The organism is Phocaeicola faecicola (assembly GCF_013618865.1).
Classification (GTDB): domain Bacteria; phylum Bacteroidota; class Bacteroidia; order Bacteroidales; family Bacteroidaceae; genus Phocaeicola; species Phocaeicola faecicola.
Map to the genome: position 1 here is coordinate 1 of NZ_JABSOE010000001.1, position 17,798 is coordinate 17,798.

The window sequence follows — 17,798 nt, forward strand, 5'->3', positions numbered from 1 at the left end:
AGCTTTACTTTATAGAAACAGATGGAAAGTGGAGCTGTTCTTCAAATTTTTAAAGCAGCATCTTCGAGTAAAATCCTTTTGGGGGAACTCTGAGAATGCAGTCAGAATTCAAATATATGTGGCTATCATTACTTATTGTTTGGTAGCCATTATTGAGAGTGAATTAAAACTCAATAGGGACATCTACAAAGTAATGAGAATCCTTGGTAGTTCTATGCTTGTAAAAGACAATATCAAGGATCTATTTAGCCATGCTGAATACGACATCCTTTACAAAAATGACGGTCAGCTAGAATTGGATTTTACATCATAATGAGCCATATTGAGATGTTTTACATTTTTTAAGAGACACTAGTGGGAACGGTTTACAGTAAAAAGGCGGAACTGGTACATGATATCGTAAAATACTATATGTCGCAGCACGAAGGTCTTACTTTGGATGAACTGAAGGCGGCTTTCAGTTTTCAGAAGAATATGGATACAGTATTCATGGAATACAAGACCTATTGTGAGATTATGGAGAAAAAGGGCAAATGCGAGTTTTTTGGTAACCGTACCGAAGAAGATTGCCTGGTGCTCCAAGATGCGAAATTCCTGATATGCAGAAACTGGCCGGTAATGGTTTCCGGTAAGCCGGGAGCATTCACTAAGTTCTTGGAAGTGGTAAGAAATCGCCTGAAATATGTAGTACACGAGTGCTAACGGAAGCTGGGCAGGTATCTGCCTGGATATGCGTTTCCTGGGATAGTGTCTTAAGGAGGATATCCGTAAAAGAAGAAATTCATCGGAGGGGAGGTCTGAAAGTGAAGGCAAAAGGAACTCTCATCCGATGAATTTTTTTGTTGATTGTAGTCTTAAAAAGACGATAAGGCAAACATGCAGATACTGATGATCGTTAGCATGAAAGACAGGAAACCGAATATTGTGGTCGTAATCGCATGTTTGATTTTGTCTCCCAGCAGCGAGACGTTGCTGGAACGAAACTTTTCGCTTCTTGATACGTTTTCATGGTAATACTTAAAAGAAAATATTCCCATTAGAATAGCCAGTATAAGGGAGATCAAGCATGCACAACTGATAACTGTGTAACCGATTGCATTAATGTCTCCGTTTTCGTCTGACAACGTGTAGCTGCATTTGTCGACAGCAAAGTAGGCCAGAAGCACGGAAGCGCTAAAGAAGAAGAATACCTTGTTGGCCAGTAAATAAAGAAATGTGGTCATAATGTGTCTTTCTTGGAGGTCTTCTTAGTGGAACCCCAGTCTCTTTAAATTAAGTCAACTGCAATCAGCGGGATGACAGTGATTTGAGGTAGGCACGTGTCCGTTCGATTTCTTTTTTCAAAGATTCAATCTTACGGTCATGGGAGGCTGCCCGGTCTATTTTTAATTTTTTGTACATTACCTTGGAATTAGGGGAGGCCATTTTAATACTTTTTGCGTAATTGGCATTGTCTTTTTTCTTAGCTTCCCTTTCTTTGGCAATCTGGGCACGTAAGTCTATCAGTTTTTTCTTGTAATATTCTTTACTCATCGCTAAAATTGAATTATGGATTGGATATTTAGTCATTAGAGCGTGATTGCCTCAAGGCATGTCAGAGTCTTTTCAGTCAATCTCGCTCTAATAACTGTTTCAGATGAATATTATTTCTTGTATTCCTCTCTTGCTGCTTGTCCGATTGTGATTTCGTTAGGAACCAGTTTCTTGGCACTCTTGTCCTTGATTTGTACGGTTACTCCAAATATCTTGTCAAACAGTTTTTCAGCATCACCTACTTTCATGTTGGCAGTAATTTTCAGACTTGCGTCAGAAGTAGTGACCTGTTTGGTGGTTTTCTGATTCAACTGATTGAGAGTCAAATCACTGTCGGCAATTATGTTGCCTTTGTAAAATACCAGTGAAACTCCGAATGCTTCTTTAAATTCACTTGAAATGGTCTTCAGTTTCTTGTTAGGAGAAACAGTAAATTCTGCTTTGTTGAATCTGTCTAGAAAATTGTTGATAAGTCCCATAATATTATTTTTTTTAGTTATTGATAATCTGATAAATACTCAAACACATATCTCCATGTAAAACTTCTGCGGGCAGAAGACGTGTAATACCTTCTTGCATTACCTTTGAAGCATCAGTTTTTCTGTTCAATTTCACATATAAGCACTTTGAAAGCTCCCGACTTGTCATACGGATAATCGTAGGGAAACCAGTGACAGGTATAAGTTCCCGACAGAGTAAGCGGCGGATATTCTTTGGTCCAGTCGGCTTCCGACCTCCAGGCCAGTGTTCCGGGGCCCACGGTTTTTCCTTCATGTATTTTGAACTCAATATCAACGCTCTTTCTCTGGTTGGCTGTATAATACAGAGGGTCATTGGTCAGGATAATGGCAAATCCCCTTTCAAAATTTTCTTTTTTCGACAGGTTTTCGATGCGTGCAATATCTTTCAGAAAACCATATCGTCCCAGGTCACAGGCACCGTGCGCTTTCAGGCTGATGAGCTGATTGTCTGCATCCGGAATTTCTACCTGTTTGGTTTTGTATTTAAGCTCAATGGGATACAGTCTGCCTTGATACGTTACACACACATCGATGTACATCGGCTCGCCGGAATCATTCATGTACCGGCGCTCCAGACAAATATCGGCCTCAGGAAGCGTCTGTTTGATTTCCCAGGCTAAGGCCAACTGGAAATCCACTTCCGACCAGAATATTTTCTTTGTCGCCAGTGCATTGATTCTGGCTGTCATGAATGCACGGTCTATTGTGATAGAAGATTTCATATGCTACATGTTTGATGCTTTAATTTCAAAAGCAAATATCCGATTTACCTTTTTAGTAATCAAGTTCATATTGGTTCATTTAAAAGCTGCAATGAATTAAACTTATCATATGTTTTTGCTTGAATACTTATTTTGTTCCAGCTTCCTTGCCTGCCAGGTTGGGATACTTCCATTTAATGTGAATTCTTATAATCCCTTATAAGTTCTTTAGCCATTTTTTGTGCAGACCGGTCAAATGTGTATGTATAATCGTCTTCTTCAAATGTACCGTTCGTTTTTTTATCTGCTTTGATGCTGACCAATACCAATTTTTCTACCTTTTCCGCAAACGAAAGATTATCTTTGATAAGGGCTTCTTTTATTATTGTAATCAGGCATCCGTTCAATGAAGTCGCACATGACATATACTGGTCATTATTGTAGTCTGGACCTTTTGTCTTTTTTTCTCCATATCTGAATTCTCCCAGTTTTCCACTTACATCATTAAAGCATAGCATGAAAAGTCTTTCCGCATCAGGGCTCTGCATATCCATTAGATAGGAGGCTTCGGCTTTGAGCACCTGTATGGCTTGGGGAATATATTCGTCGTAGATCATGCTTGTTCCTGCGAAAGTAGCATTACCAATAACCTTATAGTTGTACAAATCCTCAAGCATTCTGTTACATGCTTCAAAATCATTCGCAATGATTGCTTCCCTGATTGTGGCAGGCCCCTGATCAGCATTGTCATTCTTTTTACCGCCACAGCTGCATTCTTGTATCATTGAAATGACACAGAGGATTGCAAAGATGGTTAATATTGTTTTCTTCATGATTGTATCCGTTGGTGTTATATAGATCAGTTACACAGTGTAAGATTACATGCCGGTAATAACCAGATGGACGTCGGCAAGTCCTTGTGACAGGTTGCTGACTTTTACCCCCAGTTTTTTACGCATGGCTTTTGCAAAGTCGCGTCCCCACTGATAAGCGGAATGCTGAGTCCCGTCTTCATTGAGTGTGGCGATACGGACATTGGTGTACGCAAGTTCATATTTGGTATTCGTATTAAGCCGGTAAGTACCCTTAACGGTATGTGTATCCATATAATCGTCTATCCAGTTGGCATATACCTGTCCTTCTATACTTTCGTCCTGTAAATTAATGTTGGATGAACTCTCTACGGTGATGCGTACAGATATTTCACGTCCTCGGGTAAGTATATCCGAAAAGTATCTTTGCAATTCGTTAGAGATGGAAGGCATCTGTTCTTTTAACGACTTAGAGAAATCACTGTCATTGCTGGAGCCTGTCTTTGTGCTGATGACCTTGTTGGTATAAGCATCCATGAAAGTGAGTGTATAATCCAATGTCTTCTTGAATGTCTTGCGGTCTAGCGCTGTTTTGTAATCAAGTTCGGCTATGATATCCGGTTTGGCAGTAGCTAGCAGAAGCGTCTTGGCATCTTTGGCCAGCTGGTCGGCTTCATCGGTCGCTGAACGGTTTGCCAGTTGTTTCAGTGTTTGTTCCAGATCATTTAAAGGATATCCCAATTGATTGAATTCATTCTGTACGGCTGAAGTCAGGGCTTTATTGGATGAACTGCTCAGCAAGTAGGTCTGGTAATTACGTTCCACCCCGTTACCGGTCTCTTTCAGGGAATGATATTCTTTAAGTACCCTGTCGCTTGGCAATACCATGATTACCGGCAAGGCTTGGTCGATTGCATTCACATCCTCTTCCATATAGGCAGCTGAGTGGTCAGCTGCCCCTGCCGTAAGTTGATTACTGCTACTTTTACTGCCTCCTCCACAGGATACCCATGTGAGGGTACAGAGCGAAAGCGCAGCAAAAAATACTTTTCTTCTCATAATCTAATATTGTTAAGTAATTATTCTTATAAAATATGAGTCATTCACGAATGACCCATATTATAATGCCGATACCTCCAGGAGGTTTCTGGCTGTTAATCGTTTGCCCTTGTTATTCGGTTGTATTTTCAGCGTCGGGATCATAATTTACCGGCACCTTATCTCCTAAGCCATAGCATAATTTGTACCATAACATCCTGAAAGGTGAGGTCTGTGCATCTTCCAGAGCGATTCTTCTGCGCATCTCCGATGAAGACATCTGCTTGGAAGCTTTGGCTGCAAGTTCCATTTTTTTCATTTCCATTTCACGTGCAGCAGTCTTTTCCTGTTCTTGGGTGATAGTTAAATGCTTTGTATAATCTCCGTATATTTTTTGAGCCTCATTATATTGTGCGGAACCGGCCGGTATCATAGCCAGATAAGCTCCTGCTTCCGGATTGTAGGTCCCTTCAGAAGCAGCAATGGCAGCTTTAAGACGGGCAAAATTTTCTGTACTGTATTTCTCCAGCATTCTTGAACCTACTTTTTCCAATTGCGCCTGGGCATATTTGAATGTCTCGGTGGCTTCCTGTGGAACTGAGCGAAGTATGGCATAGGCCTCGTCGTACTTTCCCCTTGAAAGATATCCATTGACCTGCGACTTTATTTCGTCGGTATGTGAATTGTAATAGTCAATGATTTTTTGAACTGACTGGCTTAACATATGCTGGATACTGCTGTTGTCATTGAGTTCTCTTGCCGCATTTATTGCTGCCTGCCGTTCGTTCTCGCCCACTCCGACCAACTTGACGGAGGTGGTACCAAAGACTGCGTCCGAAAGTATGTTGCCTACATATAAGGTAACATTATATGTAATCATGGTTTTCTGAGGTGCCGTACCTGTCGGTTTTTTCTCGGCTCCGGTAATACCTGCGGCAAAGACAAATGACGGGTCTCCGCCCATTCCACTGATTCCGTTGCGGGAGGCTACGGATAACATCTTTATTGCCAGCTCATTGCTCATCTGTGCTGATACAAAGTTCTCGGGGTCAGGATTAGGAGTCATGATGGTAAGTTTAATACCGTTCCCGATGACTGTAGCTGTGTCAATTACAGCCAGTGAAGCACGCTTGGCTTCAATAGCTGCCTGTCGTTCTGCATCTGTCAGGGTTGATTCTTCTGGCTGTGGATTGAATTTTTTCCCACCAGATTTGCCGTTACTGCAGGAATCCAATGAAATGATTCCCATCAAGCAACTTACTAATATAATAAACTTATGTTTCTTCATTGCAGTTGATTTTGGGACCGATTCTTTATTAGATCATTGTCATTGAGTACGGTTATTTCTTAAATATGGCTTTGATGACAGCTGCTCCAACTTTTCTTTCCAGTCCTTGTTTGGTAGTGGGTATTCCAGTTTTTCTTGCTACTTTTTGTTTTAAGGCAGTAATGCCGACAGCTCTTTTAAGAGAAAATGATAATCCGGGTATTTTCATGGCTATTTATTTTATTGTTTACTTAAATTCTTGCATGCGGTTAATCGTTTCGGGCTGGAGTATTGTGGGTGATGTCAAGAGGATACTAATCAGGAATCAGGCGGTTGTCTTTGTCTTTCTATATTTACTGCATCCAGATGCATTCCCTGCATAAAAGCAAAAAACGCTTTCCATATTATCGTCCGACCCCATCTCCGGTCAGGATAAAATTCTGATAGCAAATATCCGATTTACCTTTTTAGTAATCAAGTTCATATTGGTTCATTTAAAAAGCGGATGATAAATAAATGGCATTCGGCAATCTTTAAATGTCGGCATTTCAGTTTTTTATATTATCTTTGGCGGCAAATAATCATTAAACAGCTATTTTACCGATGAAGAAAGAGAAAATTATATTGACCGGCGACCGCCCTACCGGTAAGTTGCATATCGGACATTATGTAGGTTCGTTGCGCCGCCGTGTGGAGTTGCAGAATTCGGGACTTTATGATAAGATTTTTGTGTTCGAGGCAGACGGACAGGCGCTGACCGACAACATCGACAATCCGGAAAAGGTGCGTCAGAACGTAATTGAAGTGGCTTTGGATTACCTGTCTGTAGGTCTGGATCCGACAAAATCTACCATATTTATACAGTCGCAGATTCCGGAACTGTGCGAGCTGAGTTTTTATTTCATGGACCTCGTAACGGTTTCCCGTCTGCAGCGTAACCCGACGGTGAAGACAGAAATCCAGATGCGTAACTTTGAGACCAGCATTCCGGTGGGCTTCTTTACTTACCCGATCAGCCAGGCTGCCGACATTGCGGCGTTCAAGGCTACAACCGTACCGGTGGGTGAAGACCAGGAACCGATGATCGAGCAGACCCGTGAGATTGTCCGCCGTTTCAACCATATTTATGGAGAAACACTGGTAGAGCCGGAAATCCTGCTGCCTGACAATGCTGCCTGCCTGCGCTTGCCGGGAACCGATGGAAAGGCGAAGATGAGCAAGTCTTTGGGCAACTGTATCTATCTGTCAGACTCAGCCGATGAGGTAGAAAAGAAGGTGAAGAGCATGTATACCGATCCTACCCATATCAAGGTAAGCGATCCGGGTAAGCTGGAAGGCAACTGCGTGTTTACTTATCTGGATGCTTTCTGCCGTCCGGAACATTTTGAACGCTACTTGCCGGAATATCCTAACCTGGACGAACTGAAAGGTCATTATACCCGTGGGGGACTGGGGGACATGAAGGTGAAGAAATTCCTGGCTGCCATCATGCAGGAAGAACTGAGCCCTATCCGTGAACGCCGTAAAGAGTTTGAAAAAGACATTCCTGCGGTGTATGAAATCCTGAAGAAGGGTTGTGAGGTAGCCCGTGAGGCTGCGGCACAGACCATGGATGAGGTTCGCCGTGCCATGAAGATCAATTATTTTGAGGACGCTGCCCTGATTGAAGAACAGGCAAAGCGTTTTGCTCAGGAAAAATAAGGTTTCGGCTTCGGATAGCCCGCTTAAGGACGGGGCTACAAGGAGTTCGAGATAAAAGAACAGAAAATATTCAGACCGGACGGTCTGTCGTATCAATCAGGAGAGAATTTCTCTCCTGATTTTTTTTGCCTGTACCTGCGATGCGGCTTCCTGCAGTAAATCACGGAATCCGTTACAGCACCTTCAAGGCCATCTTGATGACTTTCTCTACCGGGGTATCCGGTGCCTCTTTCAGGATGGATGATACCACCTTCTGTGAAGGTGCCTGTGCAAATCCCAGCATGGTCAGGGCAGCTACGGCTTCTTCGTATACCTCCGAATACTGAATTGCGGCAGAAGTGCTGCTGCCTGCAGACAGAGGACCTGTCTCGATTCCGATCAGGCCGATCTTGTCTTTCAGGTCGACAATGATACGCTGTGCCGTCTTCAGTCCGATACCCTTTACGGTTTTCAGCAGTTTGTCGTTTCCGCTGCTGATGACATTGCAAAGTTCCGAGGGCGTCAGTGCCGAAAGAATCATGCGGGCCGTATTTCCTCCGATACCCGATACACTGATGAGCAGCAGGAACAGTTCCCGCTCCTGTTTGTTCGAAAACCCATATAATATATGTGCATCTTCCCGTATGGCCTCGTAGATGAACAGTTTGACCTCTTTCTTTCCCTGAATGGCCGAATAGGTGTTCAGGGAAATGGAAATTCCGTAGCCCACGCCGCTGCATTCTACAACCGCCATGGCCGGTGTAAGTTCTGTAAGTTCTCCTTTGATATATTCAATCATGTTTTTCTGATAAATTATAAATAATGGTGCAAAAATAAGCATAAGGAAGTTATAAATTGTAAGTTGGGGCAGAATAAAATTAAAATCATGGCCTTTTTCCTTGTTTGTAATCATTCTAATTATGTATTTTTGCAACCGTAAAAGTTGAATAAATAAAAACCTAAAAGATATGAAGAAGATTAGAGCAGCCGTAGTAGGTTACGGAAACATTGGAAAGTTTACACTGGAGGCTTTGGAAGCAGCTCCTGATTTTGAAATTGCAGGTATCGTCCGTCGTAATGGTGCGGAAAACAAGCCGGCAGAACTGGCCGACTATCCGGTAGTGAAAGATATCAAGGAACTGCAGGATGTAGACGTGGCGATTCTGGCTACTCCGACTCGTAGCGTAGAAGCTTATGCCAAGGAAATTCTGGCATTGGGTATCAATACCGTTGACAGCTTCGATATCCACACACAGATTACCAGCCTGCGCCGTTCATTGGGTGAGACTGCCAAAGCACACAATGCGGTTTCTATTATCGCTGCAGGATGGGATCCGGGAAGTGACTCAGTGGTACGTTCTTTGCTCGAAGCCATCGCTCCGAAAGGCATCACTTATACTAACTTCGGTCCGGGACGCAGCATGGGACACTCGGTTGCCGTACGTGCCATTGCAGGTGTGAAGGATGCACTGTCAATGACTATTCCGGTTGGTACAGGTATTCACCGCCGTATGGTATATGTAGAACTGGAAGAAGGTGCCGACTTCAAGACGGTTGAGGCTGCCATCAAGGCCGATGCATACTTTGTAAACGATGAGACTCACGTTATCCAGGTTCCGTGTGTAGACGACCTGAACGATGTGGGACATGGAGTAAACCTGGTACGCAAGGGTGTATCCGGAAAGACACACAACCAGTTGTTCGAGTTCGATATGAAGATCAACAACCCGGCGCTTACTGCCCAGGTACTGGTTTGTGTAGCCCGTGCTTCTATGCGTCAGCAACCGGGATGCTATACCATGATCGAAGTGCCGGTAATCGACTTGCTGGCTGGCGACCGTGAAGAACTGATTGCTCATCTGGTGTAACTAATCGCTGTTGATATAATTTTTTTATCCGAAATCTTCCGGCGGGCCTCAGGGCTTTCCGGAAGATTTTTTTCTTTAGCCCTATCCGGAATTTTTCTCCCGTGTCGTATCCGGTTCTCTATAATTATAGGTGTCGAAACGCTTCTTTATGCATTGCGCATTTCGTGGCGATGTTTTTTATTTTCCCCGCCATGTCTTGAAAATTCCTCGCCATCTTTTCTTCCACTCATAAAGGTGTTTTCGGAGAAAGACATGCATCCGTGAGAAAATGAATCACGTAACTCTTTTCAGTATCTTACGGTTAAAGTGGATGTCTCGGGTATATTTTTATATTGAACTTTTTGGGCACAGTCTTTTTTTTTATTCCTTTGCAATAATAAAAAGACAAATCGATAAAAAACATAGAAAATGGCATTAGCAAGTATTGTTTGGGATGTAGATCCCGTGTTGGTACATTTAGGTTCGATAGAAATCCGCTGGTACGGACTGATGTGGGGACTGGGATTCATTCTGGCTTATGAAATGGTATCCCGTCTGCTGAAAAAAGAAGGGTATCCCGACGACTGGTCGGACAAGTTGTTTATCTACTGTATTGTAAGTAGTGTAATCGGAGCCCGACTGGGACATTGTCTGTTTTATGAATGGGATTATTATGGAGCACATCCGGTAGAAATCCTGAAAATATGGAAAGGTGGACTGGCCAGCCACGGTGGGGTATTCGCCTTGATCCTGGCGTTGATATGGTATTCCAAGAAGGTTACCAAAAAGAGTGTATGGTGGCTGTTCGACCGGATGATACCTGCGGTGGCCGTAGTCTGCATGTGTATCCGTTTCGGTAACCTGATGAATTCCGAGATTTTCGGTTTCCCTACTACCTTGCCGTGGGGATTTGAGTTTATCCGTTCGCGTGAATGGCAGGAACTGTATAATCAGAACGGGGTAGCACAGGCGTGTCACCCTACGCAGATTTACGAAATGCTCTACTGCCTGGTGGCACTGGTGGTATCCTGGACCATGTATCACAAGTTCCATTTGCAGAAAAGAGTGGGACTGATTACCGGTGTTTCCCTGATTATTTTCTTCGGTGCCCGCTTCGGACTGGAGTTCATGAAGAATCCTCAGGTGGCAGAAGAGGTGAACATGACCCTGAATATCGGCCAGTGGCTGAGTGTTCCTCTGATTCTGCTGGGGGTATATCTGATCGTAGCCAGTGGAAAAAAGCGATTTAATAAGGAATAACCTCCTTTTGCGAAGGAAGTCATTATAGGAATGTTTCATTCTCGGACAATAATGTTACATGCAACATACCTGTCCGAGGATGAAACATTTTTTATATCTCTTTTTGTTGTGGGATGATACATTTGCAATGCTGTTTTCAAGCAGTGTTGAGAAGATTATGAATGTTGGACTTTAATTAATGCGTAAATGAAAAACAACAAAAAGAACATCTTTCTTACACTCCTGTTTACAATGGTGTGTATGGTGTTGCAAGCGCAAAGTTTGCAGGTTGAAGGAGTTGTTACTTCCAAATCGGACGGAGAACCGATTATCGGAGCAACAGTATTGGAAAAGGGTACCACAAACGGTACGATTACCGACTTTGATGGCCGGTTCACTTTATCGGTGAAATCCGGAAGTGAAATTACGATTTCTTATGTAGGTTTTAAATCCCAGACCGTAAAATCAAAGGCATTACTGAATATCGTGCTTGAGGAAGATTCTGAAATGCTTGAGGAAGTAGTGGTAACGGGATATACTACCCAGCGTAAAGCTGATTTGACAGGATCGGTAGCCGTAGTCTCTACGGAATCTTTGAAAACGACTTCTGACACAGACCCGATGCGTGCCCTGCAGGGAAAGGTTGCAGGTATGACCATTACGGGCAACGGTTCTCCGAGCGGTACTGCTACGGTACGTATCCGCGGTATCGGTTCTTTTAACTCTTCACAGGACCCGCTTTATGTAATTGATGGAGTTCCTACTACCATGTCTCTTAATTCATTGAATACTAATGATATTGAGAGCATGCAGGTCTTGAAGGATGCCGCTTCGGCTTCTATCTACGGTTCTCGTGCCTCAAACGGTGTGATTATCATTACTACTAAAAAAGGTAAGAAGGCCGACAAGGTAAAGGTGGATTTCTCTGCTAATCTGACTGCACAGTTCTATACGTCACAGTCATTGATGGAGGTTTGTAATTCATCAGAATATGCAACTGCACTGGCGCAGGCTGCCTTGAATGACGGACTGGATCCGGTATCTTATGCCAGCAATTATGGCTTGAACCTGAATGCTGCTTCGGGTACTCCTATTACTGTATGGAATCCAAGTACCAGTCAATACGTAAACTATACCGTAAACGGTTTGTATGACGGTTATATCAATAGCAAGAAAACCATGCGGTATTCCGATACCGACTGGCTGGACGAAATCTCGAGAGTCGGATTTTCTCAGAACTACGATCTTTCTCTTTCTCACGCCAACGATAAACATTCTACCATGTTTTCACTGGGATATAAGAAGAACAGCGGTATCTTGAAATATACAGACTTTGAGAATATTTCTGCCCGTATGAATTCATCGTATAATGTAAACAAGTACCTTACTGTAGGTGAGAACTTTACGGTAACTTATACCAGTCAGGTCGATTGCGCCCCGATGGAAAATGCACTGAAAATGGCTCCTACTGTACCTGTTTACGAAGAAGACGGTACTACTTTTTCGGGCCCGGTGGGAGGTATGAGTGACCGCCAGAATCCGCTGCGTGAACTTTATCACAATAAGGATAATCAATTGAATTACTGGCGTTTGTTCGGAAATGCCTATGTGGATATCAAGCCTTTCAAGGGATTTGTGTTCCGCTCAAACTTCGGACTGGATTTTTATAATTCATTTATTAATGCGATGACGCATACCTATCATTCAGACATTGTGAACAACGATGTGGCTAAAACCACTTTGTCGAACAAGAATGAGGTCAACTGGACATGGTCGAATACTGCCAATTATAGTTTTACGATAGCCGGCAAGCATGATTTTAGTATTCTGGCTGGAGCTGAATTGTCCAAACAGAGTTCTATTGACTTTTCGGCTTACTCAGAAGGTTATGCACTGGAAGACATTGATTATATGTGGCCTAATGCGGCAACCGGTGTGATGAAAAATACAGGGGCCAAGGTGGGATACAGACTGGCTTCTTTCTTCGGTAAGGTAGATTACAATTACGATGACTTTATCCTGGCATCGTTTACAATCCGACAGGATGGTTCCTCTCGTTTCGGAAAAGGTAACCGTTGGGGTACTTTCCCGGCCGCTACACTGGGTGTGCGACTTTCCAAACTGCTGAATATAAAATGGATGGACGACTGGAAGATGAGATTGTCATGGGGACAGACCGGTAACCAGGCTATTGACAATAATGCACAATTCGGACTGTATGTGGCCGATTATGGACTGGACCGTGTCACTTCTACTGCTTACGACTTGTATCTTCAGGGCTCTGGTACATTCCCTTCCGGATACCGTGCTACCCAGCTCGCTAATCCGAATCTGAAGTGGGAATCTGCCACTCAGTATAATATCGGTACTGATTTCAGTTTCCTGAATAATAGTCTGTATGGTACCATCGACGGTTATATCAAGGATGTGGATGATATGCTGATCAATCCGGCTTATCTTGGAGCTTTGGGAGAGGGAGGAGCTTCCTGGCTGAATGGTCCTTCTTTACGCAACTGGGGTATGGAATTCAGTCTGGGTTATCGTAAGATGCTGGCTTGCGGACTGGGACTGGATGTGAATGCCAATGTGGATTTCTTCCGCAACAAGGTTACTTATTTGCCGGCTACTACCACTGGCTCTTATGCACACACTTCCAAGGAAAATCTGGTCGAATCGGGCATGCCTTACGGTTCTTCTGTAGGATATATTGTAGAAGGTCTTTTCCAGAATCAGGCAGAAGTGGATGCTTCGGGACAGGCAAATGCACGTGTAGGTGGACTGAAATATGCCGATCTGGACCATAATGGGGTCATTAATTCGGATGACCAGGATTGGATCTATAATCCGGTTCCGGCTTTTTCATACGGTCTGAACATCGCATTGAATTACAAGAACTTTGACTTGAGCATGTTCTGGCAGGGAGTATACGACCAGGATGTATATAATAATCAGAAGGCTCAGACTGATTTCTGGAGTATTACCGATGCTGGTTCCAATAAAGGAAATCGTCTGCTGGGGGCTTGGAATACCAATAATACAAGTTCTACCATTCCGGCACTGACTACCAACAATACTGCTGATGAAGGCCGTGCTTCCAGTTATTACGTGGAAAATGGTTCGTATATGAAATTGCGTAACCTTCAGGTTGGATATACTGTTCCTGCCAAGCTTTTGTCGAAGTTCAAGATGAGCAGTGCACGTGTCTATGTTTCAGGACAGAACCTGATGACAATCAAGAGTAAGAGCCTTACTTGTCCTGATCCGGAAAATCCGAACTGGAATTATCCGCTGGCAACTTCAGTTTCATTTGGTTTACAAATTGGTTTCTAATAAAATAAAAGTTATGATGAAAAAATATATATTGATGGCAGCTTGTTCCTTAGGTTTGTCATTGGCAAGCTGCAATGATTTCTTGGATTATAACCCGACTGCGGTGGTGAATGAGGATCAGGCTTTTTCTGAACCGGAAAAAATGGTTACTTCGGCTTATGCCATGCTGGGTGACTGTTGGTATACGTATCCGTTTAATTTGTTCCCTTATGGAGACATCAGTTCGGACGACTGTCTGAAAGGCGGTTCGGGTACGACGGATACCGGTTATCATGCATTTGATATCTGGACTACACTGACATCGACTACCCCTGGTGAAATGGATGAACTCTGGTATCGTTTGTATGCTGCCATTTCACGTTGCAACCGGGCATTGATTTCTCTGGAACGGAATGGAGATAGTCTTGGACAGGAAACGAAAGCACAGCGTATCGCGGAAGTACGCTTCTTGAGAGGCCATTTTTATTTCAAGCTCCTGAGTGTCTTCCGTCAGGTGCCTTGGATTGATGAGAATGTGGTTGAAAATAATACCCATGAGCAGACCAGCAATACGACATTGAGTTATGAACAGCTCTTCCAGAAGGTAATCGATGACTTCGATGCAGCTTACAGGGTATTGCCGGTGAAAGGTCCTGGAGAAGATGGCCGTGCCAACAAGATTGCAGCAGCTGCCTACCTGGCTAAATGTTACCTGACACTGGCCTGGGGTGACGGTTATGAAGCTACTACCGGAGAGAGCCATATCAATCAGGAGTATATGAAGAAGGTGGTGGCTTATACAGATGATGTGGTAGCATCCGATTATGATTATCTGGAGGATTACGGTGACATCTTCCTACCTGCCTATAAAAACAGCAAGGAATCTGTTTTTGCTGTTCAATGTTCAGATTATGCAGATGATAATACCACGTACGGACGTGCCAACTGGTCGAACATGTTGAACGGATGCTGGCAGATGTGGTCTTGCGGATGGGATTTCCACAAGCCTTCACAGAATCTGGTGAATGCATTTAAGACCCGGAACGGACTTCCGATGTTTGATGATTATAATGACCAGATTGACTACCCGGTAAATGGGGAACAGGACAATCAGAAATGGGATCCCCGTTTGTTCCATACAGTAGGTATGCCGACTTTCCCTTACAAATATGAAGCTGAATATACAATGACTAAGGCCAATTCGCGTACACCGAATACTTACGGTTATTATACTTCGCTGAAGGAAGTACCTCAGCGTTCTGAGGGAGAGACTTATAATGGCTCATGGCAGGCTTTTGCAATGAATGATTATGTGTTCCGCTATACGGATGTGATGCTGATGCGCGCTGAGGCCCTGATTGAATTGAATCAGTTGCCGGAAGCATTGACTATTATCAACGATATCCGCCGCCGTGCCTCTTTGTCCATTGACAAGCACATCAGTTATGCAAAATCTTTGTGCGAAATAGCACTTTATCCGGAAGGTTACTTTACTACCAAAGAGGTGGCACGTAAATGCCTGCGTTGGGAACGCCGTCTGGAGTTGGCTATGGAAAACGGACGTTTCTTTGACTTGCGCCGCTGGGGCATTGCTTCCGAGACACTGAATGCGTACTTTGCAAGTGAACAGCATGACGTCTACGACGGACAGACTTACGGCCAGTATTACAAAGACGCTCACTTCACTCCCGAAAAGAATGAGTTTTTCCCGATACCTTATAATCAGATGTATTATATTCCGGGATTGTATACTCAGAATAAAGGGTATGAATAATTTCAGGGAAAAGTAACATATTATGGAATGCATTAAATAGATTATTATTATGAGAAAAAATACATATATAGCGAAAGCCGCTCTTTGTGGACTTTTTTGGGGTATGGCAATGGGCATACAGGCCGATTCTTCGTGGACTGTCCGTCATCTGGTCAGTGAACAGCATATTGTTTCCTTGAATGTGGCAGAGAATTACCTGCTGCTTCCCATACAGGATGATGCACCGGAAGGCAAGATTTGCATTGTAGTGAACAATGAGCAGAAGGGAACGGTCATGAATGTCCGGCTTGCAAGGGAAAGGGTTGATTCGTATGTGCCGTTTGAACTGTCTGCCTACAAAGGACAGTATGTTTCTGTTGATATCCAGGGAGTTCCCGAATCGGCTGTCTGCTGGAAGGAACTGAAAATGTCCGACTCGTTTGATATGGCGAATAAGGAATGTTTCCGTCCGGTTTATCATCATACTCCTGCGTATGGCTGGATGAACGATCCGAACGGTATGTTTTATAAAGACGGGGTGTATCATTTGTATTTTCAGTATAATCCTTACGGTTCGGTCTGGGGAAATATGCACTGGGGGCATTCTACCAGCAGCGACCTGATGCACTGGAAGTTTGAAGGCAGTGCCATTGTACCTGACGCATGGGGAGCTATTTTCAGTGGCTCATGTGTAGTTGATCATGAGAATACGGCAGGTTTTGGGAAAGGGGCTGTTGTCGCTTTTTATACTTCTGCAAAATCTACTCCATGGGGAGATGTGCAGTCTCAAAGTATGGCGTATAGTTTAGACAACGGTAAGACTTTCACAAAATACGAGGGAAATCCTATCCTGACTTCTTCCGAAAGAGATTTCCGTGACCCGAAAGTGTTCTGGTATGCTCCGGGCAAACATTGGGTGATGATGCTGGCTGTAGGACAACACATGGAAATCTATTCTTCTGTGAACCTGAAGGACTGGAAGAAGGAGAGTGAGTTTGGAGCAATGCAGGGAGCTCATGGGGGAGTATGGGAATGTCCGGACCTGGTGGAAATCCCGGTAGAAGGAACCCGTCAGAAGAAATGGGTGCTGATCTGCAACTTGAATCCCGGAGGACCGTTCGGGGGTAGTGCCGCCCAGTATTTTGTCGGTTCATTCGACGGAAAGACGTTTGTGAACGAGTCGCCGACCTTGACCAAATGGATGGACTGGGGAAAGGATAATTATGCAACGGTGACCTGGAACAATGCGCCTGATGGACGTTGTGTGGCGCTGGGATGGATGAGCAACTGGCAGTATGCCAATAATGTGCCTACCCGGCAGTACCGCAGTGCCAATACCATTGCGAGAGACCTTACGCTTTATCGTGTGGGAGAGGAGCTGTATCTGAAGAGTACACCTTCGCCTGAGGTAAAGAAGGCACGTGGTGAGAAGGTTTCCAAGCCGTCGTTTAATGTGGCTGGTGAGTATGAGGTGGCCAGTCTGCTTGATGATAATAAAGGAGCTTATGAGGTGGAACTTGTCATCCAGAATCAGGGGGCATCGAAGATTGCATTCTGTCTTCTGAACGAGAAAGGCGAGAAAGTCTCCATGTATTACGACCTGGCCCGCCGCCAGTTTGTGATGGACCGGAGTGAAAGTGGAGCGGTTGATTTCAGCAAAGACTTCCCGGCAGTGACAGTGGCTCCTGCAGATACGGACAAGGAACTGACCTTGCGCCTGTTTGTGGATCGCTCAAGCATCGAAGCCTTTGGAGAAGACGGAAAGTTTGTGATGACTAACCTGATGTTCCCTTCACTTCCTTACAATAAGATGCGTTTTACCTCGGATGAGAAAGGGTATACTGTGAAGTCGTTGAAAGTGTACAGACTGCAGTAACTTCCTCCTTTTTGTAGAAATGTTACATCCTGTGGGAATAATGTTTCATGTAACAATAGTGCTATAGGATGTAGCATTTTTAAATGTTGTCAGGCCTGATAATCACTTATTTTTGTGGTGAACAAACAAAAAACTTTCATGCTAACATATTAATTAATTTAATGCTATGAAGACCTACAAAAAAAGATTCCAAATTGTACGGGAGACGCAGTATTGCTACTC

Annotated in this window: 16 protein-coding genes; 8 read left to right on the forward strand and 8 right to left on the reverse strand. The window is 43.8% G+C overall.

The features are described 5' to 3' along the window. Nucleotides 1–313: transposase (locus H3001_RS00005; RefSeq protein WP_181213695.1), on the forward strand; the 313-nt coding region annotated here is incomplete at its 5' end. A gap of 41 nt (nt 314–354) precedes the next feature. Then, complete coding sequence (locus tag H3001_RS00010; protein WP_181213696.1) at nt 355–702, forward strand: hypothetical protein; 348 nt, start codon at nt 355–357, stop codon at nt 700–702. Between the two features lie 585 nt (nt 703–1,287). Here H3001_RS00010 and H3001_RS00015 read toward each other — a convergent pair. The 7 genes from H3001_RS00015 to H3001_RS00045 form a co-directional block, all read right to left on the reverse strand. Further along, nucleotides 1,288–1,533: a hypothetical protein gene (locus tag H3001_RS00015; protein ID WP_181213697.1), complete on the reverse strand. Its 246-nt coding sequence runs from the start codon at nt 1,531–1,533 to the stop codon at nt 1,288–1,290. 110 nt (nt 1,534–1,643) lie between these two features. Further along, nucleotides 1,644–2,012: a hypothetical protein gene (locus H3001_RS00020; protein WP_181213698.1), complete on the reverse strand. Its 369-nt coding sequence runs from the start codon at nt 2,010–2,012 to the stop codon at nt 1,644–1,646. Nucleotides 2,013–2,125: 113 nt separating this feature from the next. Further along, nucleotides 2,126–2,776: a hypothetical protein gene (locus tag H3001_RS00025; protein ID WP_181213699.1), complete on the reverse strand. Its 651-nt coding sequence runs from the start codon at nt 2,774–2,776 to the stop codon at nt 2,126–2,128. Between the two features lie 173 nt (nt 2,777–2,949). Then, complete coding sequence (locus H3001_RS00030) at nt 2,950–3,588, reverse strand: hypothetical protein (protein WP_181213700.1); 639 nt, start codon at nt 3,586–3,588, stop codon at nt 2,950–2,952. Between the two features lie 45 nt (nt 3,589–3,633). Next, entirely contained in the window at nt 3,634–4,626 is a 993-nt protein-coding gene (locus tag H3001_RS00035; RefSeq protein ID WP_181213701.1) for a DUF6175 family protein, read from the reverse strand. 112 nt (nt 4,627–4,738) lie between these two features. After that, entirely contained in the window at nt 4,739–5,893 is a 1,155-nt protein-coding gene (locus H3001_RS00040) for a hypothetical protein (RefSeq protein ID WP_181213702.1), read from the reverse strand. A gap of 52 nt (nt 5,894–5,945) precedes the next feature. After that, complete coding sequence (locus H3001_RS00045; protein WP_178244831.1) at nt 5,946–6,101, reverse strand: hypothetical protein; 156 nt, start codon at nt 6,099–6,101, stop codon at nt 5,946–5,948. Between the two features lie 374 nt (nt 6,102–6,475). On the opposite strand from H3001_RS00045, the gene trpS reads away from it, so the two are divergent. Continuing rightward, nucleotides 6,476–7,573 (forward strand): tryptophan--tRNA ligase, encoded by a 1,098-nt coding sequence (gene trpS / locus H3001_RS00050; RefSeq protein ID WP_178244829.1) that lies wholly within the window; start codon nt 6,476–6,478, stop codon nt 7,571–7,573. A gap of 172 nt (nt 7,574–7,745) precedes the next feature. Here trpS and ruvA read toward each other — a convergent pair whose 3' ends face one another. Continuing rightward, a complete protein-coding gene (ruvA, locus tag H3001_RS00055; RefSeq protein ID WP_181213703.1) occupies nt 7,746–8,351 on the reverse strand; it encodes a Holliday junction branch migration protein RuvA in 606 nt (201 codons plus the stop codon). A gap of 169 nt (nt 8,352–8,520) precedes the next feature. Between ruvA and H3001_RS00060 the strand changes: the two genes are divergently transcribed. From H3001_RS00060 to H3001_RS00080, 5 genes are all read left to right on the forward strand, one after another. Further along, complete coding sequence (locus tag H3001_RS00060; protein WP_178244826.1) at nt 8,521–9,420, forward strand: diaminopimelate dehydrogenase; 900 nt, start codon at nt 8,521–8,523, stop codon at nt 9,418–9,420. A gap of 408 nt (nt 9,421–9,828) precedes the next feature. Further along, nucleotides 9,829–10,659, forward strand: a complete 831-nt coding sequence (gene lgt / locus H3001_RS00065) for a prolipoprotein diacylglyceryl transferase (RefSeq protein ID WP_181213704.1) — start codon at nt 9,829–9,831, stop codon at nt 10,657–10,659. A 240-nt stretch (nt 10,660–10,899) separates the two neighbouring features. Further along, the gene (locus H3001_RS00070; RefSeq protein WP_394367776.1) at nt 10,900–13,968 is read left to right on the forward strand and encodes a SusC/RagA family TonB-linked outer membrane protein; all 3,069 of its coding nucleotides are present in this window, start codon (nt 10,900–10,902) and stop codon (nt 13,966–13,968) included. Nucleotides 13,969–13,981: 13 nt separating this feature from the next. After that, on the forward strand, nt 13,982–15,721 hold the full coding sequence (locus H3001_RS00075) for a RagB/SusD family nutrient uptake outer membrane protein (protein WP_181213706.1): 1,740 nt from the start codon (nt 13,982–13,984) through the stop codon (nt 15,719–15,721). A gap of 103 nt (nt 15,722–15,824) precedes the next feature. After that, nucleotides 15,825–17,576 (forward strand): DUF4980 domain-containing protein, encoded by a 1,752-nt coding sequence (locus tag H3001_RS00080; RefSeq protein WP_246368293.1) that lies wholly within the window; start codon nt 15,825–15,827, stop codon nt 17,574–17,576. Nucleotides 17,577–17,798 lie beyond the last annotated feature (222 nt).

Excerpts from the sequence above, each read along its gene's own strand:
- H3001_RS00015 (WP_181213697.1), bottom strand. The coding sequence starts at position 1,533 with ATGAGTAAAGAATATTACAAGAAAAAACTGATAGACTTACGTGCCCAG.
- H3001_RS00020 (WP_181213698.1), bottom strand. The coding sequence starts at position 2,012 with ATGGGACTTATCAACAATTTTCTAGACAGATTCAACAAAGCAGAATTT.
- H3001_RS00025 (WP_181213699.1), bottom strand. The coding sequence starts at position 2,776 with ATGAAATCTTCTATCACAATAGACCGTGCATTCATGACAGCCAGAATC.
- H3001_RS00030 (WP_181213700.1), bottom strand. The coding sequence starts at position 3,588 with ATGAAGAAAACAATATTAACCATCTTTGCAATCCTCTGTGTCATTTCA.
- H3001_RS00035 (WP_181213701.1), bottom strand. The coding sequence starts at position 4,626 with ATGAGAAGAAAAGTATTTTTTGCTGCGCTTTCGCTCTGTACCCTCACA.
- H3001_RS00040 (WP_181213702.1), bottom strand. The coding sequence starts at position 5,893 with ATGAAGAAACATAAGTTTATTATATTAGTAAGTTGCTTGATGGGAATC.
- H3001_RS00045 (WP_178244831.1), bottom strand. The coding sequence starts at position 6,101 with ATGAAAATACCCGGATTATCATTTTCTCTTAAAAGAGCTGTCGGCATT.
- trpS (WP_178244829.1), top strand. The coding sequence starts at position 6,476 with ATGAAGAAAGAGAAAATTATATTGACCGGCGACCGCCCTACCGGTAAG.
- ruvA (WP_181213703.1), bottom strand. The coding sequence starts at position 8,351 with ATGATTGAATATATCAAAGGAGAACTTACAGAACTTACACCGGCCATG.
- H3001_RS00060 (WP_178244826.1), top strand. The coding sequence starts at position 8,521 with ATGAAGAAGATTAGAGCAGCCGTAGTAGGTTACGGAAACATTGGAAAG.
- lgt (WP_181213704.1), top strand. The coding sequence starts at position 9,829 with ATGGCATTAGCAAGTATTGTTTGGGATGTAGATCCCGTGTTGGTACAT.
- H3001_RS00070 (WP_394367776.1), top strand. The coding sequence starts at position 10,900 with ATGGTGTTGCAAGCGCAAAGTTTGCAGGTTGAAGGAGTTGTTACTTCC.
- H3001_RS00075 (WP_181213706.1), top strand. The coding sequence starts at position 13,982 with ATGATGAAAAAATATATATTGATGGCAGCTTGTTCCTTAGGTTTGTCA.
- H3001_RS00080 (WP_246368293.1), top strand. The coding sequence starts at position 15,825 with ATGGCAATGGGCATACAGGCCGATTCTTCGTGGACTGTCCGTCATCTG.